The sequence below is a fragment of the Streptomyces flavotricini genome, assembly GCF_020639365.1.
Taxonomy (GTDB): domain Bacteria; phylum Actinomycetota; class Actinomycetes; order Streptomycetales; family Streptomycetaceae; genus Streptomyces; species Streptomyces flavotricini.
The window spans coordinates 996,219-1,018,135 of sequence record NZ_JAINUL010000001.1; the positions used below are offsets into that span (position 1 = coordinate 996,219).

Annotated in this window: 20 protein-coding genes; 13 read left to right on the forward strand and 7 right to left on the reverse strand. The window is 72.7% G+C overall.

Translation table 11 applies throughout. The features are described from left to right. The first annotated feature begins 26 nt into the window (after nt 1–26). Nucleotides 27–1,991 carry a helix-turn-helix domain-containing protein gene (locus K7B10_RS04855; RefSeq protein WP_229334698.1) on the forward strand — a complete coding sequence of 655 codons (1,965 nt, stop codon included), beginning with the start codon at nt 27–29 and terminating at the stop codon, nt 1,989–1,991. On the opposite strand, the gene K7B10_RS04860 is transcribed toward K7B10_RS04855, so the two are convergent. Further along, complete coding sequence (locus K7B10_RS04860) at nt 1,973–2,902, reverse strand: MBL fold metallo-hydrolase (protein ID WP_229334699.1); 930 nt, start codon at nt 2,900–2,902, stop codon at nt 1,973–1,975. The two genes, K7B10_RS04855 and K7B10_RS04860, sit on opposite strands and share 19 nt — an antisense overlap. Before the next feature lie 101 nt (nt 2,903–3,003). Here K7B10_RS04860 and K7B10_RS04865 point away from each other — a divergent pair, with 101 nt between their 5' ends. Continuing rightward, complete coding sequence (locus tag K7B10_RS04865; RefSeq protein WP_229334700.1) at nt 3,004–3,930, forward strand: AraC family transcriptional regulator; 927 nt, start codon at nt 3,004–3,006, stop codon at nt 3,928–3,930. A 79-nt stretch (nt 3,931–4,009) separates the two neighbouring features. On the opposite strand, the gene K7B10_RS04870 is transcribed toward K7B10_RS04865, so the two are convergent. Further along, the gene (locus K7B10_RS04870; RefSeq protein WP_229334701.1) at nt 4,010–4,690 is read right to left on the reverse strand and encodes a DUF4360 domain-containing protein; all 681 of its coding nucleotides are present in this window, start codon (nt 4,688–4,690) and stop codon (nt 4,010–4,012) included. A gap of 217 nt (nt 4,691–4,907) precedes the next feature. Here K7B10_RS04870 and K7B10_RS40695 point away from each other — a divergent pair, with 217 nt between their 5' ends. Then, nucleotides 4,908–6,806 (forward strand): galactose oxidase early set domain-containing protein, encoded by a 1,899-nt coding sequence (locus K7B10_RS40695; protein ID WP_267501330.1) that lies wholly within the window; start codon nt 4,908–4,910, stop codon nt 6,804–6,806. Nucleotides 6,807–6,845: 39 nt separating this feature from the next. Here the strand turns inward: K7B10_RS40695 and K7B10_RS04880 are convergent, their stop codons facing one another. Next, the gene (locus tag K7B10_RS04880) at nt 6,846–7,382 is read right to left on the reverse strand and encodes a MarR family winged helix-turn-helix transcriptional regulator (RefSeq protein WP_229334702.1); all 537 of its coding nucleotides are present in this window, start codon (nt 7,380–7,382) and stop codon (nt 6,846–6,848) included. Between the two features lie 39 nt (nt 7,383–7,421). On the opposite strand from K7B10_RS04880, the gene K7B10_RS04885 reads away from it, so the two are divergent. The 4 genes from K7B10_RS04885 to K7B10_RS04905 all read left to right on the forward strand — a co-directional run bounded on the left by K7B10_RS04885 (nt 7,422) and on the right by K7B10_RS04905 (nt 12,434). After that, nucleotides 7,422–8,309 (forward strand): DMT family transporter, encoded by an 888-nt coding sequence (locus K7B10_RS04885; RefSeq protein ID WP_229334703.1) that lies wholly within the window; start codon nt 7,422–7,424, stop codon nt 8,307–8,309. Between the two features lie 262 nt (nt 8,310–8,571). Beyond that, a complete protein-coding gene (locus K7B10_RS40700) occupies nt 8,572–10,653 on the forward strand; it encodes an RICIN domain-containing protein (protein WP_267501331.1) in 2,082 nt (693 codons plus the stop codon). Nucleotides 10,654–10,791: 138 nt separating this feature from the next. After that, nucleotides 10,792–11,439, forward strand: a complete 648-nt coding sequence (locus tag K7B10_RS04900; RefSeq protein ID WP_229334704.1) for a hypothetical protein — start codon at nt 10,792–10,794, stop codon at nt 11,437–11,439. A gap of 113 nt (nt 11,440–11,552) precedes the next feature. Beyond that, nucleotides 11,553–12,434, forward strand: coding sequence for a pirin family protein (locus K7B10_RS04905; RefSeq protein ID WP_229334705.1), 882 nt, complete (start codon nt 11,553–11,555; stop codon nt 12,432–12,434). Nucleotides 12,435–12,581: 147 nt separating this feature from the next. Here K7B10_RS04905 and K7B10_RS04910 read toward each other — a convergent pair whose 3' ends face one another. Continuing rightward, a complete protein-coding gene (locus K7B10_RS04910) occupies nt 12,582–12,755 on the reverse strand; it encodes a hypothetical protein (RefSeq protein ID WP_229334706.1) in 174 nt (57 codons plus the stop codon). After that, nucleotides 12,752–13,066, reverse strand: a complete 315-nt coding sequence (locus tag K7B10_RS04915) for a hypothetical protein (RefSeq protein ID WP_229334707.1) — start codon at nt 13,064–13,066, stop codon at nt 12,752–12,754. Before K7B10_RS04915 ends, K7B10_RS04910 begins: the two co-directional genes overlap by 4 nt. A gap of 237 nt (nt 13,067–13,303) precedes the next feature. Here K7B10_RS04915 and K7B10_RS04920 point away from each other — a divergent pair, with 237 nt between their 5' ends. Then, complete coding sequence (locus K7B10_RS04920) at nt 13,304–13,663, forward strand: DUF6204 family protein (protein ID WP_229334708.1); 360 nt, start codon at nt 13,304–13,306, stop codon at nt 13,661–13,663. Between the two features lie 180 nt (nt 13,664–13,843). On the opposite strand, the gene K7B10_RS04925 is transcribed toward K7B10_RS04920, so the two are convergent. After that, nucleotides 13,844–14,137, reverse strand: coding sequence for a hypothetical protein (locus tag K7B10_RS04925; protein WP_229334709.1), 294 nt, complete (start codon nt 14,135–14,137; stop codon nt 13,844–13,846). A 136-nt stretch (nt 14,138–14,273) separates the two neighbouring features. After that, nucleotides 14,274–15,782, reverse strand: coding sequence for an MFS transporter (locus tag K7B10_RS04930; RefSeq protein WP_229334710.1), 1,509 nt, complete (start codon nt 15,780–15,782; stop codon nt 14,274–14,276). A 137-nt stretch (nt 15,783–15,919) separates the two neighbouring features. Here K7B10_RS04930 and K7B10_RS04935 point away from each other — a divergent pair, with 137 nt between their 5' ends. The 5 genes from K7B10_RS04935 to K7B10_RS04955 all read left to right on the forward strand — a co-directional run bounded on the left by K7B10_RS04935 (nt 15,920) and on the right by K7B10_RS04955 (nt 21,905). Beyond that, nucleotides 15,920–16,360: a MarR family winged helix-turn-helix transcriptional regulator gene (locus K7B10_RS04935; protein WP_229334711.1), complete on the forward strand. Its 441-nt coding sequence runs from the start codon at nt 15,920–15,922 to the stop codon at nt 16,358–16,360. 903 nt (nt 16,361–17,263) lie between these two features. Continuing rightward, nucleotides 17,264–18,790, forward strand: a complete 1,527-nt coding sequence (locus K7B10_RS04940; protein ID WP_229344776.1) for an NPCBM/NEW2 domain-containing protein — start codon at nt 17,264–17,266, stop codon at nt 18,788–18,790. Nucleotides 18,791–18,907: 117 nt separating this feature from the next. Further along, nucleotides 18,908–19,099: a hypothetical protein gene (locus K7B10_RS04945; RefSeq protein WP_229334712.1), complete on the forward strand. Its 192-nt coding sequence runs from the start codon at nt 18,908–18,910 to the stop codon at nt 19,097–19,099. 135 nt (nt 19,100–19,234) lie between these two features. Then, on the forward strand, nt 19,235–20,656 hold the full coding sequence (locus K7B10_RS04950) for a glycoside hydrolase family 16 protein (RefSeq protein ID WP_229334713.1): 1,422 nt from the start codon (nt 19,235–19,237) through the stop codon (nt 20,654–20,656). A gap of 28 nt (nt 20,657–20,684) precedes the next feature. Then, nucleotides 20,685–21,905, forward strand: a complete 1,221-nt coding sequence (locus K7B10_RS04955) for a glycoside hydrolase family 64 protein (RefSeq protein ID WP_229334714.1) — start codon at nt 20,685–20,687, stop codon at nt 21,903–21,905. Nucleotides 21,906–21,917 lie beyond the last annotated feature (12 nt).

The following is a 21,917-nucleotide window of genomic DNA, read 5'->3' on the forward strand; positions in this document are numbered from 1 at the left end:
CGTCGCGACCACGGGAGAATGCCGCCATGACCTCCCCGAGGGAATCCCCCCTGCTCGAACTGCTCGAACTGCTGCGCCGCGGCGCGCCGGTCGAGCAGTTCACCCGGCCCGCCGCCAACGCCCGCACCTCCGGGGCGGGTCCCGCCGAGCAGGCCCTCGTGGAGGAGGCCACCCGGGTGGCGCTGGACATCCGGCGCACGCTCGAGCAGCACCGGCGGCGCGAGGCCGAACTCACGGCCCTTTTCGACACCGCCGGCGACCTCGCCGCCCTGCGCGACCTCGACGCCGTGCTGCGGGCCATCGTCCACCGGGCCCGGATGCTGCTGGGAACGGACGTCGCGTACCTGACCCTCAACGATCCGGTCATCGGGGACACGTTCATGCGCGTCACCGACGGCTCGGTGTCGGCCGCCTTCCAGCAGCTGCGGCTGGGCATGGGCGAAGGGCTCGGCGGTCTCGTCGCCCAGACCGCCCGCCCGTACGCCAGCGCCGACTACCGCACCGACGACCGCTTCCGGCATACGGACGCCATCGACAACGGGGTCCGCGAGGAGGGCCTGCGCGGCATCCTCGGGGTCCCGCTGCGCGTCGGGACCCGCGTGATCGGGGTGCTGTACGCGGCCGACCGGGCGGTCCGCGACTTCGCGCCCGACGCGGTGGCGCTGCTGTCCTCCCTCGCCGACCACGCCGCCGTGGCCATCGACAGCGCCCGGCTGCTCGAAGAGACCCGTACCGCCCTCGTGGAACTCGGGGTCGCCACCGAGACCGCCCGCGCCCAGAGCGAGGCGATGCGGCTCGCCGCCGAGACCCACGACCGGCTCACCCGGCTCGTGCTGCGCGGCGGCGACGTGGCCGACGTCGCCCGGGAGGTCGCCGTCCTGCTGGGCGGCGGTCTGGTCGTACGCGACGCCGACGGCGCCGAGCTCGCACGGGTCGGCACGGATCCGGCCGGCATGTCGGCGGGCCCGCCCGCCCACGCGCTGGCCGCCTCGCGCTCCGGCGGCCGGGCGGTCGCCGTGGACGGGGTCTGGGTCTGCGCGGTGCTGGCCGGGCCTGAGCTCCTGGGCAGCATCACCCTCGGCGGGCGCGGCGACGACCTGCCCGACACCGAGCGGCGTCTGTTCGAGCGGGCCGGCCTGGTGACGGCGCTGCTGCTCCTGCTGCGCCGGTCCATCGCGCACGCCGAGGACCGGGTCCGCGGCGAGCTGCTCGGCGACCTGCTGGCGCCGGCCGCCCCCGGCCGGGTCCGCGACACCGGCAGCCGGACGATCCGGGCCCGCAAGCTCGGGGTCGACCTCGCCCGGCCGCACGCCCTGGTGGTGCTCCACTGCGACGCAGCGCTGCGGTCCCGGCTGGCGGCGGAGGCCGGCCGCCACGCGCGCGCCCGGAGCGGCCTGGCCGGGCTGCACGAGGGCCGCGTCGTCCTCCTCGCCCCGACCGACAGCCCGGGCCCGCTCGCCCGGTCGCTGGCCGCCGAGCTCGGCCAGGCCCTGGGCACCCCGGTCACGGCGGGCTCCGCCGGGCCCGCCGCCGGACCGGAGGGCCTGCCGGGCGTGTACGCCGAGGCGTTGCGCTGCCTGGAGGCCCTGCACGCCCTCGGTCACACCGGTGACGGGGCCGGCCTGGCCGACCTCGGGTTCCTCGGAGTGCTGCTCGGTGACGGGGCGGACGTGGGCGCGTACGTGGACCGGGTGCTGGGGCCGGTCATCGCGTACGACACGCAGCGCGGAACGGAACTGGTGCGCACCCTGGAGGCGTACTTCGCGCACGGGTCCAGCCTGGCCCGCACCAAGGACGCGCTCCACGTGCACGTCAACACGGTGGTGCAGCGCCTCGACCGGGTCCGGCAGGTCCTGGGCGAGGAATGGAACACCCCGGCCGGGGCCCTGGAGGTCCAGCTGGCCCTGCGGATCCTGCGGGTGGCGGCGGCCCGGCCCCGTACCGCCCCCGCGCCGCACTCCCCCGCGTCCCCTCATCCGACCTCGCGGTGAGAGGCCCAGGCCCCGAGGGTGAAGTCCTGCCCCTGGCGGCGCACTTCCACCGCTCCGGCCCCGCCGAAGTGGGCGGGTACGAGCAACTCGTTCCGGTCGGCGGCGCGTTCGAGGATGCGGCGGCGGCTGGCTGCGGCCTGCGCCGCGTCCAGGCAGAAGCAGCTGTTGCAGGCGGGCTCAAGGATCTGCACGGGGCTGTGCAGCAGATCGCCGACGAAGACGGCCCGGTCGGTGCCGGAGGCCAGTCGTACCACGGAGGATCCGGGGGTGTGCCCGGGCGCGGATTCGAGGGTGAGGTGCTCGTCGATGCGGTGGACGCCGTCCCAGAGCACCACCTGCCCGGTGCGGTGGACCGGCGCGATGCTGTCCTCGTAGATCAGCCGGTCGTCCTCCCGGCGGCCGCCGCCGTACCCGTTGCCGGGCCCGAAGTGGTGGTCGTCCGCGGCCGGGACGAGGTACCGGGCGTTGGGGAAGGCGGGCACCCAGCCCCCGTCCGCGGCCACGGTGTTCCAGCCGACGTGGTCGCCGTGGACGTGGGTGTTGACGACGATGTCCACGTCCTGCGGCCGTACTCCCGCCGCCCGTTCCAGCTCCCCGAGGAAGTCGCCGTCCCGCTGGTGGAAGAGCGGCGAACCGGGCCGCTCGCGCCCGTTGCCGACGCCCGTGTCGATCAGGACGGTCTTCCCGGCGCTGCGCAGGACCCAGGTCTGGAGGGCGAGGACCGCCCGGTCGCTGTCGGCCTCCCAGTGGTCCGGTGACAGCCAGTCCTCGTTGTCCTTCCACGCCTCGGCCCCGGCCTCCGGTACGAGGCCGCGCGCGGGCCCGAGCGGTCCCTGCCATTCGACGACCCGGGTGACCTCGACCTCGCCGAGCACGATGCTCCGCCTGCTCTGCTTGCTCTCACTGCTCATGACGCCGAGTCTACGAAGGCCCGTTGAGCCCCTCAATGCCCGTCCCGCTCATGTGAATACGCGACAGTCTCATCCCTGGTGCCTACGGGTACGCTGACCCCATGGATGTGGTGAGCGACGCCATCGCGGCCGTCCGGATCGGCCGGCCCTCCTCCAACCGGGTCAGGGTGAGCGGCAGTTGGTGCGCGCGCTTCGCCCCGTACGACGGCGCCGGCTTCCACGTCGTACTCGAGGGCAGCTGCTGGCTGCTGGCCGACGGGGGCGGCCCGCCGATATCGCTGGCCCCGGGCGACGCGGTGCTGCTGCCGCACGGTACGGGGCACGTGATCGCCGACTCCCCCGCCGATGCGGCGGCCGTGGCGCGGGCGGTGCCGTTCGAGCTCCTGTCCGGGGAGGCGATGCCGGGCGCGCGCAGGCAGGAAGCCGGTGGCGGGGTGGAGATGCTGTGCGGCAAGTACCGGCTCGACCGCAGCCGCGTGCACCCGCTCATGCTGGAGCTGCCGCAGGTGGTGCACCTGCCGAACAGGGTCGGATCACACCCCGAACTGCGGGCCGCGATCGCCCTGCTGGGGGGCGAGCTGGCCGATCAGCGGCCGGGGGCCTGCATGGCGGTGCCCAGCCTGCTCGATCTCCTGCTCGTCTACATGATCCGCTCCTGGATGTCCGAGGGCGCGGGCGGAGCCTGGTCGGCCGTACTGGGCGATCCGGTCGCCACCGCCGCCCTGCGGGCGCTGCATTCGGATCCGGCCGCCCCCTGGACGAACGAGCGCCTCGCCGCCGAGGCGGGCGTCTCCCGTCCCACGCTGGCACGCCGCTTCACGACACTGGTCGGCCGCCCGCCCATGGCGTACCTGACGTGGTGGCGGCTGACGTACGCCGCCACCCTGCTCCGCGACACCCCGGACCCGCTGGCCGCGATCGCGCGCCGGGTCGGGTACGGCACCCCGTACGCCTTCTCGCACGCCTTCAGCCGGGAGTTCGGGACGACACCGGGCCGGTACAGGGCCACGGCGGGCCGGGTCTCGTAGACGGCGGGACGCCCGCGAGCGGCGGAGGCGGAGTGCCGCCACCGCCGCCCGGGTCGGTGTCACAGGACCGGCGGCCGGCTCAGCGGCGGACCGGGCACTGCTTCCAGGAGAAGTGGTACACGCTGTTGATGCTGCCGTCCGTGGAGTCGACGGTCATGTAGCTCGTCTTGTTCTTGTCGGAGGTCCCGACGTCCGCGCGCAGTTCGGTGTTGATGTTGAAGTTGCGCTGCTCCCCGCAGGGGGCGAAGACGAGGGCCTCGATGCCGGTGGTGTCCGTCACCTGCCAGTTGTCGTTCAGCTCGCCATGGAACTGGTGGGTCCGGTTGGCGGTCTGGCTCATGCCCTGGAAGTAGTAGCTGGCCTTCTGGGTACCGGTCGCCCCCGGCTCCAGCTTGCCGTAGCCCCGGTAGTCGACGTGGGACACCGCGTACGTGTAGCCCTGCGGGACGTGCACGAGGAGGGAGAGGAGGCAGTTCTTGCGGCCTTCGGTGGCGGCGACGCCCCCGCCGGCCGAGGCCATGTACTCGCTGTAGGTCACGGTGAAGGCCGAGTTGTCGGCGGCCACGGCGACGGCGGCACTGCCCGGACGGCAGCCCGAGCCGTTGACCGAGGCGACGTCGACGGCCACCCGGCCCGGGGGCGCGGCGGCAGCGGAGGAGGTGGCCCCGGCCGACGGGGAGAGCGCGACGAGGCATCCGGTGACGGCTGCGGCGGTCAGTGCGGCGCGAGCCTTGCGGGTGGTGCGAGGTGGCTTGATCACGTCGCCATGGATAGCCGCCGCGGGCGGCCGCCGAGCACGACCGGGTACGCGCCCTCACCCGGTCGGACGGGCCCATTCACCGGAGAAACGATTCGGCACGGCGGACCGGGCGGCCGAACGGCCCATGCCTCCCACCTTCACCCGCCCCACTCGCGCCTTTTCGCACCAAGAATCCCCTTTTTCATATGATGGGCACCCCGCCGACGGAGGAGAGCTCATGCCCGGCCTGCCTGGTCTGACCGGTCCGCCCGCACGGCGGTCCGCCGTGCTGTCCGCATGCGTGGCCGTGGCCGCCGCCCTCGCATCCCTCACCGCCCCCGCCCCGGCCGCCTTCGCCGCAGCGGTCCCCGGGCACGAATCCCCTCCGGGGCACCACCACGCCGACGGCCGTGCGTCCACGGTCGCGGCCGATCCCGACGAAGCCGCCGTCATCGGCGAGGAGCACGCCCGCGCCCACGCGCAACGGCGGAGCGCGGCCAAGGGCCCCAAGGAATACCCCCAGTCGAAGCGCACCGAGAGCCTGACCGCCCTCACGTCCTCGCAGCAGCGCACCAACGCGCCCTTCTCCGCAGCACAGTTCGGCCGCTTCACGGAGTTCTTCCCCTCCCCCGACTTCGGCGTCCACACCGCGCTGCTGCCCACCGGCAAGGTGCTGCTCTTCTCCTTCGAGCGCGTGGAGACCGACCCCACCAAGGAGACCGGTCCCACCGACCGGATCGGCCCCACGAACGCCGGCCGCGCCTTCCTCTGGGACCCGGCCAAGGGCACCGGGCCGCGGGCGTTCAAGAAGGTGGAGCCCCCGACCGTCCTGATGCCGGACGGTACGTACACACCCCGCCCCGCGCCGTTCTTCTGCGCGGGGCACGCCTTCCTGCCCAACGGCATGGTCGGGGTCTTCGGCGGCAACACCGGCGGCAAGGGCGGCAGCGGCGCCAAGCTGTCCTTCGTGTTCGACCCCTGGACCGAAACCTGGTTCCGCAACCAGGACATGGCCGTCGGCCGCTGGTACCCCTCGGTCGTGACGGGCGCGGACGGGCGCCAGATCATCATGTCCGGCCAGTCCGAGCGGGGTACGGGCACACCCACCCCGGTCGTGGAGCGCTTCCCCGCGCTGCGCCATCCCGTGCCCTGGCGGACGTACGACATCCCGGTCGGCCTGGCGGCGGAGCGGATGCGCGCGGACGCCCCCTTCCGCAACGACTATCCGCACCTCTTCTCGCTGCGCGACGGCATGGTCTACGGGCTCGGCCGCGACGCCGATCAGCAGTGGCTCTTCGACCCGGTCAAGGAGACCCGGACCGATCTGCCGCGGCGGCCCGCCGACTTCCGGGGCTACGGGTCGGCCGTGCCGCTGCCGGCCGGGTTCCGCGGCCCGGACTCCGTACTGGTGCTCGGCGGTGATCCGCACGACCCGAACACCTACCGGCTGTCCGGCGGCCGGTGGACCACCGAGGAGCCGCGGGCCTTCGGCCGCACGCAGGACGACACGCTGATCCTGCCGGACGGCACGCTGCTCACGGTCAACGGCGCCCTGGACACGCGGAATTACGGACACGGACCGTTCAACCCGAAGGCCGACCTCTCCTACCGGCGGATCGAGCTGCGCGACGCCAAGGGCCACTGGAAGCTCGGACCGGCCCAACGGCTGCCCCGCGGCTACCACTCCAACGCCCTGGTGCTGCCGGACGGCCGCATGATGGTGACCGGCGACGAGCTCCAGCAGATCGCCAACGACCCGGACATCAAGGATGAGATGGACGGCAGCATCGAGCTCTACGAGCCCGCGTACCTGCACCGGGGCGGCGGCCGGCCCGCACTGGACCGGGTGCCCGGCGGAGATTTGGGCTACGGGGCCGCGTTCGAGGTGCGCAGCTCGACGGCCGCCCGGGTCAAGCGGGCCGTGCTGCTGGCGCCGACGACCGTCACCCATGCGGTGAACACCAGCCAGCGCCATCTGGAGCTGCCGCTCACCGGCGTGCGCGGCTCCGTGATCGGGCTCCGGACCCCGCCGGGCGCGGCGGACGCCCCGCCCGGCTACTACATGCTGTTCCTGCTCGACGCGAAGGGCGTGCCGAGCACGGCGAAGTGGGTCAAGCTGGGCGGCCGCCGGCAGTAGCGCCCGCGGGTGCGCACTCGCCGGCGGACCCCTCGTGCCTCAGGGCCCGGGCGGGGGCTCGACCCGGGCCAGCCAGGCGGTGAGGAGCGCCTCCAGTTCGGCCGCCTGCCGCGGGGTCAGCCCTTCGAGCAGGCTGCGCTCGTTCTCCATGTGCTCGGTGAACGCCCGGTCGATCAGCTCGCGCCCCGCCGGTGTGAGCGCGACCACGCGCCCGCGGCCGTCGGCGGCCGAGCGGCGGCGCGCGACGAGGCCGTCCCGTTCCAGCCGGTCGATGCGCTTGGTCATCGCGCCCGTCGTGACCATGGTGTGCACCGCCAGCTCGCCGGGGGCCCGCTCGTACGGCGCTCCCGCGCGGCGCAGGGCCGCGAGCACGTCGAACTCCCCCTCGCTCAGTCCGTAGCGGCGGTAGACGAGGCAGAGCCGGTCGGTCAGGAGCAGCCCGAGCCGGTGCAGCCGCCCGATCACCCCCTGCGGGGCGACGTCGACGTCCGGGCGCTCCCGTGCCCACTCGGCCTGGATGCGGGCGACGTGGTCGGCGGGTGCCCCCGCCTGCGATGCGTACGGTTCCGGTCTCACCCGACCAGTATAGCTTCCATGGAAGGTATTATATCTTCCATGGAAGCCAATCTCAGGTGGTCGCTGGTCACGGCGATCGCCCCGATCGCGTGGGGTACGAACTACTACGTCACCCGCGAGTTCCTGCCCGCGGGCCACGCGCTCTACGGCGCGGCCTTCCGGGCACTGCCCGCGGGCCTGCTGCTCCTGGCCGTCCGCCGGGAGCCGCCCCGGGGATCCTGGTGGTGGAAGTCCCTGCTGCTCGGCTTCCTCAACATGAGCGCGTTCTTCGCCCTGATCTACGTCGCCGCGCAGCGCCTGCCGACCAGCGCGGCCTCGACCGTCATGGCGACCGCACCACTGATGATGATGCTGCTCGCCTGGGCGCTGATCGCGGAGCGGCCGGGCCCGCGCCAGCTGGCCGGCGCCGGCCTCGGCGTCGCGGGGGTGTCACTGACGCTGCTCACCGGGGCCGTCCCGATGGATCCGGTCGGCGTACTGGCCTCCGTGGCCGCGATGGCCATGTCCTCCTTCGGCTACGTCCTGGCCAAGCGGTGGAGCCCGGAGGTCGACGTCCTCGCGTCGACGGCGTGGCAGTTGCTGGGCGGCGGGCTCCTGCTGCTGCCGTTCGCCGTCGCCGTGGAGGGATCACCGCCGGCCCTCGACCCTTCCGAGCTGCTCGGATTCGCCTATGTCGCGGTCGTCGCGACGGCGGTGGCCTTCGCCGCGTGGTTCACGGGGCTTCGGCGGCTGCCGGCCGCGACGGTCGGCCTGCTCGGGCTGCTGAACCCGGTCACGGGGGTGCTGTTGGGCACGGCGATCGCCGGAGAAACGCTCACCCTCCGACAGATCTGCGGCCTCCTGCTCACCCTGACGGGCATCCTGCTGGGGCGGAGGGGAGGATTCCTCACCGCTCGTGACGGGAGGAATTCGGCAGGTAGTAATTAGGTGAATCACCGACTGAATTACCGTCAATAAGGGTTGAGTCCATATCTCGATTTGATAACGAGATCCCTGAAATGGCCTGGACCAATAGCGCCCTACGCGCGTAACTTGGCTTAAATCAAAGAGAATTGACGGTTCATCAAATCTGACCAGTAGGTAACAGTCAGATATCTTGGACCCCATTCCCGTTTGTCCGAATTCTCCACCGCGCCGGTCTGGCAGGCTTCCGCGCACCCACTCCTCCGACCAAGGATTTGAGGTGCGCATGACTAGACATCGCAGGAAGCAGCGCGAACACCGGCGCAAACCGCGCCGGTTGATACTCCTCACCGCCGCCATGGCCACGGCGGCGGTGATAGCGGGCGGCATCGCCTACTCCGGGCTCGGCGACGACGCCCAGGCAGGGACGCCCGTACTGGCCGACGCGGCCGCGGACTCCCTCACACCGGCCGCCGCACCGGCCCGTGACGCGGAGCCGGCGCCCATCGTGGGCGAGCCCGCCAACGAGACCGCCAAGGGCATGGTCTTCGACGGCCTCAAGGCCGCACCGAAGGGCGACCGTTGCGTCGGCGTCTACCGCACGGAGGCCGGGCTCTGCACGCACGGCCCCGACGCCCCGCCCAAGGACGTGAACATCAAGGCCGACGTGGCCCCCGTCGTGAAGACGAAGGCCCCGGCCGCCGACCCGGCGAAGCCCGAGTCCGGCGACGCGGCCGCCGCGGCCGAGGGCGGCGGGCGTCCTCAGGACGCGCCCGCCGCCGACGCCCAGTCCGCCAAGGCCGCGCCGGCCGCGGCCCCCAAGCCCGCCGCTGCCGGTGACGGCCAGGCCGTCGCCGCCGGTCCCGCCGGCCAGACGGTCCAGTGCGACGGCGACGGCAGCACCGGCAACCGCGTCCAGGTCGTGTACGTCCACGGCTCCGACCGCGACCGGTACTCCGAGTACCTCGCCTCGTTCCGCAAGTGGGCGGCCGACGCCGACCTCATCTACTCGACGAGCGCCCAGGAGACCGGCGGCATCCGCCACATCCGCTTCGTCACGGCCGCGGACTGCACGCCGACGGTGCTCAACATCGAGCTCCCGGCCTCCGCGCTCTCCGAGTTCAGCGCGACCAACAACGCGCTCGCCGCCAAGGGCCTCGACCGCCGCGACCGCAAGTACATGATCTTCTCGGACACCCAGGTCTACTGCGGCATCGGCACCTTCGCGGGCGACGAGCGGCCCGGCCAGGACAACCAGAGCAACTTCGGCCCGTCCTACGGCCGTACGGACTCCGGCTGCTGGGGCGGCCACACCGCGGCGCACGAACTCGGCCACAACCTCGGCGCGGTGAACAACAGCGCCCCCAACACCAGCCGCGGCGCGCACTGCACTGACGAGTGGGACGTCATGTGCTACTCGGACACCCCGTACTACCCGCAGATGCGCAACGTGTGCACCAACCAGGCCGCCGAGAACATCCTGGACTGCAACCACGACGACTACTTCCACACCAACCCCAAGGCGGGCAGCTACCTCGCCACGCACTGGAACATCGCGAACAACCAGTTCCTGATGAAGGCCAACGGCGGCGGCGGTGGCACGAACCCCGACCCGAACCCGAAGCCCACGCCGAGCCCCACGCAGAAGCCCACCCCGACGCCGACCAAGAAGCCCACGGGCGGCCCGAAGGTGACGGCGGCCCAGATCCAGGCGAACTCCGTCGTGGTGAGCTGGCCCAAGGTGGACGGAGCCGCGTGGTACCAGGTCCTGCTGAACGGCAAGCACCTGACCTGGGTCCAGTCCCAGGCCCTGCGCATCTACAACCTCCAGCCCGGTACGCAGTACAAGGTCGCCGTCTCGGTCCGCGACACCGCCGGCCATGACAGCGGAGCCGGCCCGACCACGGCCTTCCGTACGACGGGCGCGGGCGGCGGCACCACCACCCCCGGTGCCCGCTACACGCTCGGCAACGGCAGCACCGGCATGAACGCCGAGCTCTGGGGCGGCCGCAGCGCCGACGGCACGGTGCTCGTCGGCGGCCGTGCCAACGGCTACGCCCAGCAGCAGTGGCTCTTCGAGGACGCGGGCAGCGGGCTCGTCCGCATCAAGTCCGCCGTCTCCGGCAAGTGCCTGCAGACGGGCGGCGCCCCGGCCGCCGGCATGTGGATCGCGCAGCAGCCCTGCGGCGGCAACTCCGCGCAGCAGTGGAAGCTGGCGTCCCGCGGCGGCGGCGTGACCGTCACCGACGCGAGCGGCGGCTACGCGCTGACCGTGAGCAGCCGCCCGTACTACGGCGCCTGGTTGCTCGACCTCCAGCGCGCCGACGGCCGCGCGGCCCAGGTGTGGACGGTCCAGAAGGTCGGCTGACCTTCCGGAACCTGCCCTGCCGTCCCGCCGGTGTACGGCCGCCCCGCGCGGCCGTGCACCGGCCCCCTCATCTCCCGCACCGCGGCTCACTCCCGCAGCGCAGCACCTCGCATCCCACCGCACCAGGAGCACCCAACGATGCGTACACGTCCCGCCTTCCCGGTCCGCAGCGGACTCGGCTTCCTGTTCCTGTTCCTCGCCCAAGCGCTGGCCGTTGCCCTGCCCATCGAGGCCCAGGCCCACGGCGACACCGTCAAGGTCGTGGTCACCGGGCAGCGGGAAGGCCATGTCACCACCGAGATCACCTGGGAGAACGACGGGGACGCCATCGACGAGGCGGTCGCCGCCACGGTGAACTCGACCAGCCCCGACGGCTCCCGCACGATGGGGCCCTGGCGGCTGGTCCGCGACGCCGGGACCCAGAGCGGCTGGAGCACGGCCGAGGTACTGCCGCCCGGTACCTGGAAGGTCTCCGTCGACGTGGGGTTCCCGTCGCTGGGGCACGGCGAGAAGGAGATCGCCGTTCCGGTGGTCGACCCGGCGCCCTCCGGGGCCACGCCGAGCGCTGCAGCCCCGTCCGCCTCCACCCCTCCCGCCCCCTCCGGCGCCTCCGCCGGGCCGGTGTCCTCCGCGTCGGCGCCCCCGGCTCCCGCCACTGCTGCGGCCGATGAGGGCGAGGGCGGCGACCGTACCGTCTGGTGGACCACGGCGGGCGTGGTCGTGATCGCCCTGGCCGGCGCCGGCGCCGGCGTACTGCTGCGCCGCGCTCGGGCCCGCAGGCGCTGATGGCGCGGGCGGCGGGGAGGAGCGCGGGCGCCGTGGCCGAAGGCCGCGGTACGACCTGACAGCCGAACGCGTCCGCGTTGACAGCGGAATTCGCCGTGCCGTTCATTCGGCGCATGCACCTCACCACCCCCGCCGTACGCTCCACCCTCCGCGTCGTCCGCCCCTTCCACACCTTCGAGGGCGAGGGCTTCCCCGTACGCCGCCCCTTCCCGCAGCCCGGACTGCCGCTGGCCGACCCGTTCCTGCTGGTGGAGCAGGTCGGCCCGCACGTGCTCGGGCCGGGTGAGGCCAAGGGCGTACCGCCGCACCCGCACCGCGGATTCGAGACCATCCAGTACGTCATCGAGGGCGCCATGGAGGATGTCGACTCCGCGGGGCACAGGCGGGTCGTGCACCCCGGCGGAGTGCAGTGGCTCACGGCCGGGTCGGGTCTCGTCCACCTCACCCGCCCCACCCCCGAACTGCTCGCCGACGGCGGCCCGCAGCACCTGGTGCAGATCTGGCTGAACCTGCCGGCCCGGCTCAAGGCGACGCCGCCGCGCGTCCGGTACGGCTCCGCCCCCGGCGACATCCCCCGGGTCGTCACCGAGGACGGCGGCGCCGAGCTCACGGTGATCAGCGGCCGCACCCACGGGGTGCGGGGACCCTTCGAGAGCCACACTCCGGTGCTCGTCGTACACGCCCGCCTCGCGGCGGGCGGCCGCGCCGAGTTCACCGTCCCGAGCGGGCACAACGCGATGCTGTACGTACTGTCCGGCAGCGCGGCCACCCCCGACGCCCGTCTCCCCGACGGCCACCTCGCCATCCTCGGCCGGGAGGCGGAGCGCTGCGCGGTCGAGGCTCCGGACGGCCCGGCCGAGGTGCTGGTCCTGGCCGGCGAGCCGCTGGGCGAGCCCGTGGCCCGCACCGGCCCGTTCGTCATGAACACCGCGGCCGAGATCCACCAGGCCCAGATGGACTACCAGCACGGCCTGATGGGGCACATCGACATCTGAGACGGGGCCGCCCCGGCCGGGGCGGCCCTGCTGCGACCAGCGGCCGACCGCCGACTCTGGTGAGGTGCCGGGGCGTTGGGCGCGCAGCTCAGCGGGCCGACGACGTGTCGGCGGAGAACTCGACGCCGCCGGTGCTGGCGCTCAGGCTCACCGGCCCCGGACCGTGTTGCCCGCGCAGCCCGTCTCGGTATCGTCCGAGCCGAACAGCACCGGGCCGCCGGTCCCGCCGACGGTGACCGGGCCGGTGAGCCGGGAGCCGCAGACCGCGACGGCGAGCGCCCCGTCGCCGGAGACGGGGCCGGTGATCTCGGCTCCCGTCACGGCCAGGGCTCCGCCGGAGCGGGCCGTGACGGGCCGCTCCGGCTGCCGCCCTTGCCGTTGCCGTGGTTCATGCCCCGCAGGAGGGAGACGTCGGTGGCGGAGGGCGCCGCGAAGCTACTGCCTCCGCCACCGCCCGCGCCGTAGAGGTTTCCGGGGTTCCCGCCGCCCGGGCCGCCGCTGCCGGGGGTGGGCAGGCCGGTGTTGGGGGCGATGTCGCCGCCGGGTACCCCCGGACCGCCCAGGGCCGGGTTGGGACTGCCCGCGCCGTGGGCGCGCCGCGTACCGCCGCCGCCCGCGACTGTGGAGCCCATGGGGCCGCCGCGCTGGCCGCCGTCCTGCGCTTCGAGGCCGCCGCCGTCCCCGCCGTGCCGAAGGCGCCGGCGCGTACGTGGAAACCGCCGCCCCCGGAGCCTGCGCCGCCGTGCCGGAGCGGCCGGCCTCGCCCAGGGTGATCTGCAGGCTCTGGCCGGCGCTCACGGCGAGGGTGGGGCAGATCAGCCGCGGAAATCCCGGTGCGCCGGCCGGTACCGGCTGCCTACGCTGCCGGGATGAGTACTCGCACCTTCCGGATCACCGTCCGCGGCTCCTTCGACGGCCTCACCGCGGAGCAGCACGCGGAGCTGCTCGCCGCCGCGCCGGAGCACGACGTCATGCACTCGGCGTACACCGCCGAGGGACACCTCTCCTACGACGTCGCCGTCGGCCCGTTCTTCACCTTCCGCTTCCTCGACTCCGGCGAGGCGGAGGAGGACATCCTCGACGCGACCGCCCGCGCCGAGCTCGCCGCCGAGAGCTGGCTCACCGACCACGGCTACGGCTTCAAGCGCCTCACGTCCCGGGCCCAGGACCTCTCGCTGGCCCCGCTGAGCAAGCGCCAGCGCCAGGCGGCCGCCCGCGGCGACGCCTGATCGGCAGGACGCACCCTAAGGGCTGTCCCGTAATCCGCGGTGGGTCAGCGCGCGGCGTCAGATGCGGTGCATCGCAAGGCGGAGGGCCGTCCTCATACTGGGCGTATTCGGGCGATCCCGACAACGCAGCGAGGTGCCGTAGCTGGCGCCGCGCGCCCGCCGGGGATTACGGGACAGCCCTTAATAGGGCCGGGCCGCGGGGAAGCCGTAGTTGTACACCGGGAACACCTCGGGGCGGCCGCCCGTGCTCTGCCAGCCCTGGGCTTCCACGACGGGCATCAGCTTCTCCGCGAACACGTTCGCGTGCAGCTCGCTCTCCCACAGGTCGTAGACGTCCAGGCCCTCGGCGCTCACGACACAGACGTGGGAGAGGCAGCCGTCGAACATCCCGGGGACGGACAGGAGCTCCGCGTGGAGGGCGTCGTACTGCTCCGCGGTGATGCCCGGGACGGTGGCGTGCATCAGGATCGCCATGGCAGGTCACTCCTCGCGTGCGGGGGCCAGGACCCTCCCCGCGCCGCCCGGCGGCGGCCCCTGTCCACGGGGACAGGACAGCACGCAAACGAGGGGACGGCATCCGCGAACGGTGCCGTCCCCTCGAAGGGCCAGGTCAGACGGTCTTCGCCGGCTCCGGCTCCGCCGCCTTCGCGGGAGCCGCGGCGGGCGTGCCCGCCTCGACGGTGCGCGGTCCGTGCGCTCCGCGCAGGCCGATCCAGCTGATCACCGCGACCAGGGCGAAGGCGACGGCCCCGATCCAGAAGGTGAGGGTGAACCCGGACTCGGCGGGCAGGGCCGGGACGCCGGCGGGCAGGTGCTCGATGGTCTTCGACGCCAGGATCGTGGTGACGATGGCGCTGCCGATCGCGCTGCCCGTGGAGCGGGAGATCGAGTTGATGCCGTTGGCGATGCCGCTCTGGTGGTGCGGGACGCTCGCCATGATGACGGCGGGCATGGCCGCGTAGCCGAAGCTGACGGCCGCGCCGACGATCAGGCCGGCGCCGATCACCGAGAAGCTGTGGCCGTGGTCCAGCGCGAGCCAGCCGAAGCCGACGGCGCCGAGGCCGGCGGCGAGGCCGAGGGCCACGCGGGGGCCGCGGTGGCGGACCAGCTGGCCGCCGATGGGCGAGGCGAGCAGGGAGACGATCGCGCCGGGCAGCAGGAACTGCACGGATGCGCGCAGGATGGAGGCGTCGAACCCGTAGCCGGTGAGCTTCTCGGGCATCTGGACGAGGTACGAGACACCCAGGAAGTTCGCGAACATGCCGAAGCCGACGAGGATGCCGGCCAGGTTGGCCATGAGCACGGGGCGGTGGACGAACATCCGCATGTCCACGAGCGGCTCGCTGACCTTGAGCTCGGTGAATACCCAGACGGCGGTCATGACGGCTGCGCCGGCGAAGCTGCCCAGCGTGCGGCCGGAGGTCCAGCCCCACTCGTGGCCCTGCGAGATGGGCAGCAGGAGCAGCAGGAGGGTGATGCCGAGGGTCAGCGCGCCGAGGAAGTCGGTGCGGCCGCCGGTCTTGTGCCGGGTCGCGGGGACCAGGAAGGCGACGGCGAGCAGGGCGAGGGTCGCGAAGCCGGTCGCCATCCAGAAGGCGTTGCGGTAGTCGGCGTCGGAGCCGGACGTGAGCAGGCCGGTGGCGACGAGCGCCAGGCCGCTGCCGAAGGCGAGGGTGCCGCTGACCAGGGCCATCGCGCCGGGGAGCTTCTGCGGGCGGACTTCCTCGCGCAGCACCGAGAGGGCGAGCGGGAAGATCGCGGTGGCGGCGCCCTGCAGGACGCGGCCCAGGATCAGCAGCGGGAGCGAGGTCGCGACGGCGGCGATGACGGAACCGACGACCATGACGCCGAGGACGGCCACCAGCGTGGGCTTCTTGCCGTGCTGGTCGCCGAAGCGGCCGAGCAGCGGGGTGAAGACGGCGGCGGACAGCAGGGTGGCGGTGGTCACCCAGCTCACGTTGGCGGTCGAGGTGCCCAGGTCGGTGCGGATGAGGCCCAGGATCGGAACCGGCAGGGTCTGCATCATCGACACGACCATGGCGGCAAGGCTCAGGGCGAAGACGATGATCGTCTCGTTCCTGTTCTTGGCCTCGGCGGGGGTGGGGGCGGCGGTGCTCATGCTGGCAGGAACCTTCTTAGTGCTTCAGATCGCAGATGTTTGATGTCATCAAGTAACTCCACAGACGGTAGACGTCGATAGTTAAAGTGGTCAAGTAAACAATTGACAATGTCAACCACCTGAGTACGCTCGAAGCCATGAGCGCCACCACCCCCACCGCCCCCACCAAGCTCGAGCTCCTTGAGCTGCTCGCCGCCATCGGAACCGCCCAGTGGCGCGATTTCGCCGCCGCGGCGGCCCACTACGGCCTCACCTCCACCCAGGCCCGGGTCCTCGCCCAGCTCAACGGCCCGCTCCCGATGCGCGGCCTGGCCACCCTCCTGGTGTGTGACGCATCGAACGTCACCGGGATCGTGGACCGCCTGGAGGCCCGCGAGCTGGTGCGCCGCGAGGCCGACCCCTCCGACCGCCGCGTCAAGAACGTCGTGGCCACGGACGCGGGCCGGGAGATCATCCGACGCGTGCGCGAGGAGATGCAGGCGACCCACGGCGCGCTGGACACCCTCGACGAGACCGAGAGCGCGACGCTCTACGCCCTGCTGGAGCGGCTGCGCCCGACCATGGAGAAGGACGCGTAAGAACGCCCGCACACCGGGAGGCGGCCCTCAGGCCTCGCGCAGCGCCGCGGCCGCCCGCTCGGGTGCGATGTCGTTGACGAACCGGCCCATCCCGGACTCGATGCCGGCCGGGTACGTGAGCTTGTCGGCGGCCCGGCGGGTCGTCCGCTCCGGACAGGGCGGGGAAACGGCTCTCGACGACGGCGACCTGGTGGTCGGGGGCCGGGATCCCGGTGGCCCGGCCCGGGGCCGACGGACAGAGCGGGCACCGGCCGGCCGGCGGCATACGGGCACGGCCCTGGCGGTGCGAGCGATCACCACCCACACGCCGCGGAGCCGGTCGTGGCGCCGCCCGGAGCACGTCGATGCGGACGGCAGGACGCGGGGATCGGCGCGGTCGCGTACGGGGGCTCCCGCGCCGGGCCCGTGATCGGGGTCGCCGCCCGTGGGGCACCGGCGTCCCCGGCCAGCAGAAGCATCCTGAGGGATCCAACAGAAGCCAACATGCCTCGACAAAGCCACAGTTGGGGATCCCGTCGAGGCCGGTGACCGCCCTCGCGGCCCGCGTCGGGCGGCGGATTGACGCAGCCCCTTCTCTTGACATGTCCCCGCTAGGGCAGTGTGATGTGGGCCTTCCCGTTGGAGTCCGTTCGTTCCTGAGGACTTCTGCGGGAACCGGCGTACAGGACGTACGTGTCAGGGTGCATTTCCGCACACGCTCTCCCGGAATTCCGGGCCCCACTCCCCCAGGAGCCGTCTGTGCACTCGTTACGAAGCGCCGTCGCCCGCCGCCTGACGGCGGTCCTCACGGCCCTCCCCCTACTGGCCCCGGTGGCGGGGGCCGCCGCACTGGCCGGCGCTGCGGTGCTCGCGGGCGCCGCGCCCGCCGCCGCCGTGGACGACGGGCAGGCACTGACCCCGCCCATGGGGTTCAACAACTGGAACTCCACCCACTGCCGGGCCGAGTTCAACGAGGCGATGGTCAAGGGCATCGCCGACCTCTTCGTCTCCAAGGGCCTCAAGGCCGCCGGCTACCGGTACGTCAACCTCGACGACTGCTGGGCCCTGCCGAACCGCGACGCCGCGGGCAACCTCGTCGCCGATCCGGTCCGCTTCCCCGGCGGGATCAAGGCCCTCGCGGACTACGTGCACTCCAAGGGGCTGAAGTTCGGCATCTACACCAGCGCCGGCACCAAGACCTGCGACACCGCGGGCTTCCCCGGCGGTCTCGGCCACGAGCAGCAGGACGCCGCCCTCTTCGCCTCGTTCGGGGTCGACTACCTCAAGTACGACAACTGCAACAACCAGGGCGTGGACGCGAGGAAGCGGTACGCGGACATGGCCGAGGCCCTGAGGAAGACCGGCCGTCCCATCGTCTTCTCGCTGTGCGAGTGGGGCGAGAACCAGCCCTGGACCTGGGCATCGAGCCTCGGCCACCTGTGGCGCACCACCGGGGACATCGGCGACAGCTGGTCCTCGATGATCTCCATCGCGCACAGGAACCAGCCGCTCGCTCCGTACGCGGGCCCGGGCCGGTGGAACGACCCGGACATGCTGGAGGTCGGCAACGGCGGGATGAGCGCCGCCGAGTACCGCACCCACTTCACCCTCTGGTCGATGATGTCGGCGCCGCTGCTGATCGGCAGCGACCTGCGCAAGGCGACGGCCGAGACCTTCGAGATCCTCTCCAACCCCGATGTCATCGCCCTGGACCAGGACGCCCTCGGCAAACAGGGCACGGTGGTCTCCGGTTCGGGCGGTCTGGTGGTGATGGCCAAGGAGCTGGCCAACGGCGACCGGGCCCTGTCACTGACCAACGAGACCGGCTCCACCGCCACGATCTCCGCGCGGACGGACGCCCTCGGCATCGGCAACCGCGCCCCCTACGCCCTCAAGGAACTGTGGACGAAGGCCGCCTCGACCAACACGAGCGGCATCATCAGCGCCTCGGTAGCCCCGCACGCCACCGTCGTCTACCGGATCACCCCGGGGTCGGCGCCGCTTCCGCCGGCCGGCACCTCCCACCTGTCCGACCTGCCCTGGACGGGTGTGAGCAACGGCTGGGGCCCGGTGGAGAAGGACCGCAGCAACGGGGAGCAGGCGGCGGGCGACGGCAGGACGCTGACCGTGGGCGGCGCCACGTACGCCAAGGGGCTCGGCGCCCACGCGGCCGGCACCCTCACCTACCACCTGGGCGGCAGGTGCACCGCCCTGACGGTGGACGTCGGCGTCGACGACGAGAGTTCACGCACCGGAGCGGTCGTCTTCCAGATCTACCGGGACACCGTCAAGGTCGCCGACAGCGGGGTCGTCACCACGTCGGACGCGGCCCGGGGGCTCACCGCCGACCTGACCGGCGGCCAGACGCTGCGGCTCGTCGTCACCGACGGCGGCAACGGCATCGACTACGACCACGCGGACTGGGCCGCACCCCGGCTCACCTGCACCTGACCCTCCGTACCCGCGGATCCGGCGATCCGGCGATCCGGCGATCCGGCAGCCCACCGATCCGCTGACCCGACCGGACCCGGCCGCGGGCGCCAAGCAGAAGCGGGCATCGTCATCCTCGTGCCGGAGCCGGCGGTCGGCCCGCAGGTCGCCGCCGAGGCGAAGGAGGCGGGGATCCCGCTGCCGAGCTCCGACGAACAGGTGTGCGTCAGCGGTCCCAAGCCCCCGGACCGCGCCAAGGCCCGACGGCGGCGGTCCCCCCTCCCGAAGGGCGGGGCCGCCCGCCCGCGCGGGCCGCCCTTCAGGCGATGAACTCTCCTCGCTCGTATGGCCGTTGACGGCTCCAAGTCTTGACGCCGGTGGGTGCCGGGAGCACAGTGGCCACCGGCGCCGCTTGAGAGCGCTCTCATCCAGTGCGCCGCCTCCCCCCGAAGAGAGGGCACACCCATGCGTCTTCCCACCGGCAGAAAGCGGCCGTCCTTCCGGCGCGCCGTCATCGCCGCGTTCGGCACGATGGCCGTGGCCGCCGCGGCCGCCGCCGTGGTCACCCTGCCCGCCAGCGCCGTCGCTCCCCCGGCCCCGGCGGGCTGGTCCCAGGTGTTCCTGGACGATTTCGACGGGGCCGCCGGCTCCGGTGTGAACACCGCCGACTGGCAGTACACCACCGGCACCAGCTACCCGGGCGGCCCCGCCAACTTCGGTACGGGCGAGGTCGAGACGATGACCGCGAGCACCGCGAACGTCGCCCTCGACGGCGCCGGGAACCTGCGGATCACCCCGCGCCGGGACGCCGCCGGCAACTGGACCTCCGGCCGCGTCGAGACCCGCCGCTCCGACTTCCAGCCCCCGGCGGGCGGCAAGCTGCGCACCGAGGCACGGATCCAGATGCCGAACGTCACCGGTGCGGCGGCGAAGGGCTACTGGCCGGCGTTCTGGATGCTCGGCGCTCCCTACCGCGGCAACTGGTGGAACTGGCCGGGCATCGGCGAGATCGACATCATGGAGAACGTCCAGGGCATCAACAACGAGTGGGCCACGGTGCACTGCGGCACGAGCCCGGGCGGCCCCTGCAACGAGACCTCCGGCATCGGCGGCCAGCGCGTCTGCACCGGCACCACCTGCCAGGCCGGCTTCCACACGTACGCGGTGGAGTGGGACCGGTCCACGGCCGTCGAAGAGATGCGCTTCTACCTCGACGGGGTCAACTTCCACACCGTCCGCGCGCATCAGGTGGACGCCGCCACCTGGGCCAACGCCACCAACCACGGCTACTTCATCATCCTGAACGTCGCCATGGGCGGCGGCTTCCCGGACGCCTTCGGCGGCGGACCCGACGCGGGCACCCAGCCCGGCTACCCGATGGTCGTCGACTACGTGTCCGTACTCCGCTCGACGGGCGGCACGACCCCGCCGACCACACCCCCGACGACCCCGCCCACCACCCCGCCGTCCGGCAACCGCGACGCGTACCGCGCCATCGAGGCCGAGTCGTACGACGGCCAGGCCGGGCTGGGGACGGAGACCACCACGGACAGCGGCGGCGGCCGGAACCTGAGTGCGATCGCGGGCGGCGACTGGGCCCTGTACAAGGGGGTGAACTTCGGCTCGACCCCGGCGACGCAGTTCTACGGGCGGGTCGCGAGCGGGGCGGCCGGAGGGGTCAGCGGACTGGTCGAGGTCCGGCTGGACAGCCGTACGAACCCGCCGATCGGCAGCTTCTCCGTCGCCGGCACCGGCGGCTGGCAGAGCTGGCGGACCGTCCCGGCGAACATCGCCCCCGCCACCGGCACGCACGACGTCTACCTGACCTTCACCAGCGGACAGGGCGCCGACTACGTCAACGTGAACTGGTTCGACTTCGGCCATTGACCGGATCGAGCGGACCGAGGAGACGCTCATGAACACACGCCCACCGCTGCCCCTGCCGGTACTGGCCCTCCTCATCGCCCTGTTGGGGTTCGTCCTGCCGGCCCCGACCCCGGCCCGCGCCGCCGCGCACCACGCGCGGGCCGGGGCCGGGAGCTTCCCGATCACCTTCCAGAACAACACCCGCGGCGCGTACCCCGATGCGCGGGTCTTCATCACCGTGCTCGGGCAGGTGACCCCCGGCCAGTGGTCGTACATGAAGCCCGACGGCTCCATGGCCCACATCAACCACCTCGACGCCACCGCGCCCGGCCACCTCGTCAAGAGGGGCGCCAACTACCCCAACATGTCCTTCACACTGGCCCAGGCCGGCGGGACGGTGCCCTCACCGGCATCGATCCGCGGGGGCCGGATCTACGTCTCCCTCGGCTCGCCCCTCTACCTCCCGGTCTCCCCCGACGACCAGGGCTGGGGCGGCCCGGACCTGCGCAACCCCGACGACCCGAACAGCGACGTGTACTACGACTGGTACGAGTACACCTACGTGCAGGGCCAGGTCGCGTTCGGCGGGAACACCACCCAGGTCGACCAGTTCGGCTTCCCGATGACCTCGCGGCTGCGCCAGGCCTCCAGCGGATACGACACCACCCGGGGGATCACCCGGACCCGCGCCGAGGTCATGCAGCAGTACGCGGCCTCCGTCGGGGCGGCCTTCAAGCCGCTGCAGAACGGCTACCGCATCGTGGCCCCGCGCTCCTCGAACCTGTTCCTCGCCGGCGGGTCGCAGCAGAACCACCTCACCGCCGCCATCGACCAGGCCTGGTCCTACTACACCGCCCGTCCGTTCACCCTGACCCGGCTCGGCGAGACCTTCTCGGGGCGGGTCTCGGGCTCCACGCTGACCTTCACCAAGAACGGAGTAGGTCCCTTCACCCTCCGCAAACCCACCTCGCCCGACGTCATGGCCTGCGCGGGAGCGCTGGCCTCCGGCAACGACACCGAGAAGCAGCTCGGTGCGGAGTTCTGCGCCGCGTTCAACAGGGGCGTCGCCCTCGACACCACCGCCTGGTACACCCCGGCCGCGTACTACGCCGGGGCGGCGAAGAACGACTACGCGGGCTTCTTCCACACCGTCGCCCTGGGCCGGCGGGCCTACGGCTTCCCCTACGACGACGTGGGCGACCAGTCCTCGGTCCAGATCCTCGGCAACGCCGAGCCGCCGACCGGGCTGACCCTCGGCATCGGCTGGTGACCGCCGCCCGTT

Bases quoted from the DNA above. Each gene is read 5' to 3' on its own strand.
- K7B10_RS04930 (WP_229334710.1), bottom strand. From the start codon at position 15,782: ATGAGCACCGCCGCCCCCACCCCCGCCGAGGCCAAGAACAGGAACGAG.
- K7B10_RS04925 (WP_229334709.1), bottom strand. From the start codon at position 14,137: ATGGCGATCCTGATGCACGCCACCGTCCCGGGCATCACCGCGGAGCAG.
- K7B10_RS04950 (WP_229334713.1), top strand. From the start codon at position 19,235: ATGCGTCTTCCCACCGGCAGAAAGCGGCCGTCCTTCCGGCGCGCCGTC.
- K7B10_RS40700 (WP_267501331.1), top strand. From the start codon at position 8,572: ATGACTAGACATCGCAGGAAGCAGCGCGAACACCGGCGCAAACCGCGC.
- K7B10_RS04940 (WP_229344776.1), top strand. From the start codon at position 17,264: ATGGGGTTCAACAACTGGAACTCCACCCACTGCCGGGCCGAGTTCAAC.
- K7B10_RS04935 (WP_229334711.1), top strand. From the start codon at position 15,920: ATGAGCGCCACCACCCCCACCGCCCCCACCAAGCTCGAGCTCCTTGAG.
- K7B10_RS04860 (WP_229334699.1), bottom strand. From the start codon at position 2,902: ATGAGCAGTGAGAGCAAGCAGAGCAGGCGGAGCATCGTGCTCGGCGAG.
- K7B10_RS04865 (WP_229334700.1), top strand. From the start codon at position 3,004: ATGGATGTGGTGAGCGACGCCATCGCGGCCGTCCGGATCGGCCGGCCC.
- K7B10_RS04855 (WP_229334698.1), top strand. From the start codon at position 27: ATGACCTCCCCGAGGGAATCCCCCCTGCTCGAACTGCTCGAACTGCTG.
- K7B10_RS04955 (WP_229334714.1), top strand. From the start codon at position 20,685: ATGAACACACGCCCACCGCTGCCCCTGCCGGTACTGGCCCTCCTCATC.
- K7B10_RS04900 (WP_229334704.1), top strand. From the start codon at position 10,792: ATGCGTACACGTCCCGCCTTCCCGGTCCGCAGCGGACTCGGCTTCCTG.
- K7B10_RS04920 (WP_229334708.1), top strand. From the start codon at position 13,304: ATGAGTACTCGCACCTTCCGGATCACCGTCCGCGGCTCCTTCGACGGC.
- K7B10_RS04885 (WP_229334703.1), top strand. From the start codon at position 7,422: ATGGAAGCCAATCTCAGGTGGTCGCTGGTCACGGCGATCGCCCCGATC.
- K7B10_RS04915 (WP_229334707.1), bottom strand. From the start codon at position 13,066: ATGGGCTCCACAGTCGCGGGCGGCGGCGGTACGCGGCGCGCCCACGGC.
- K7B10_RS04905 (WP_229334705.1), top strand. From the start codon at position 11,553: ATGCACCTCACCACCCCCGCCGTACGCTCCACCCTCCGCGTCGTCCGC.
- K7B10_RS40695 (WP_267501330.1), top strand. From the start codon at position 4,908: ATGCCCGGCCTGCCTGGTCTGACCGGTCCGCCCGCACGGCGGTCCGCC.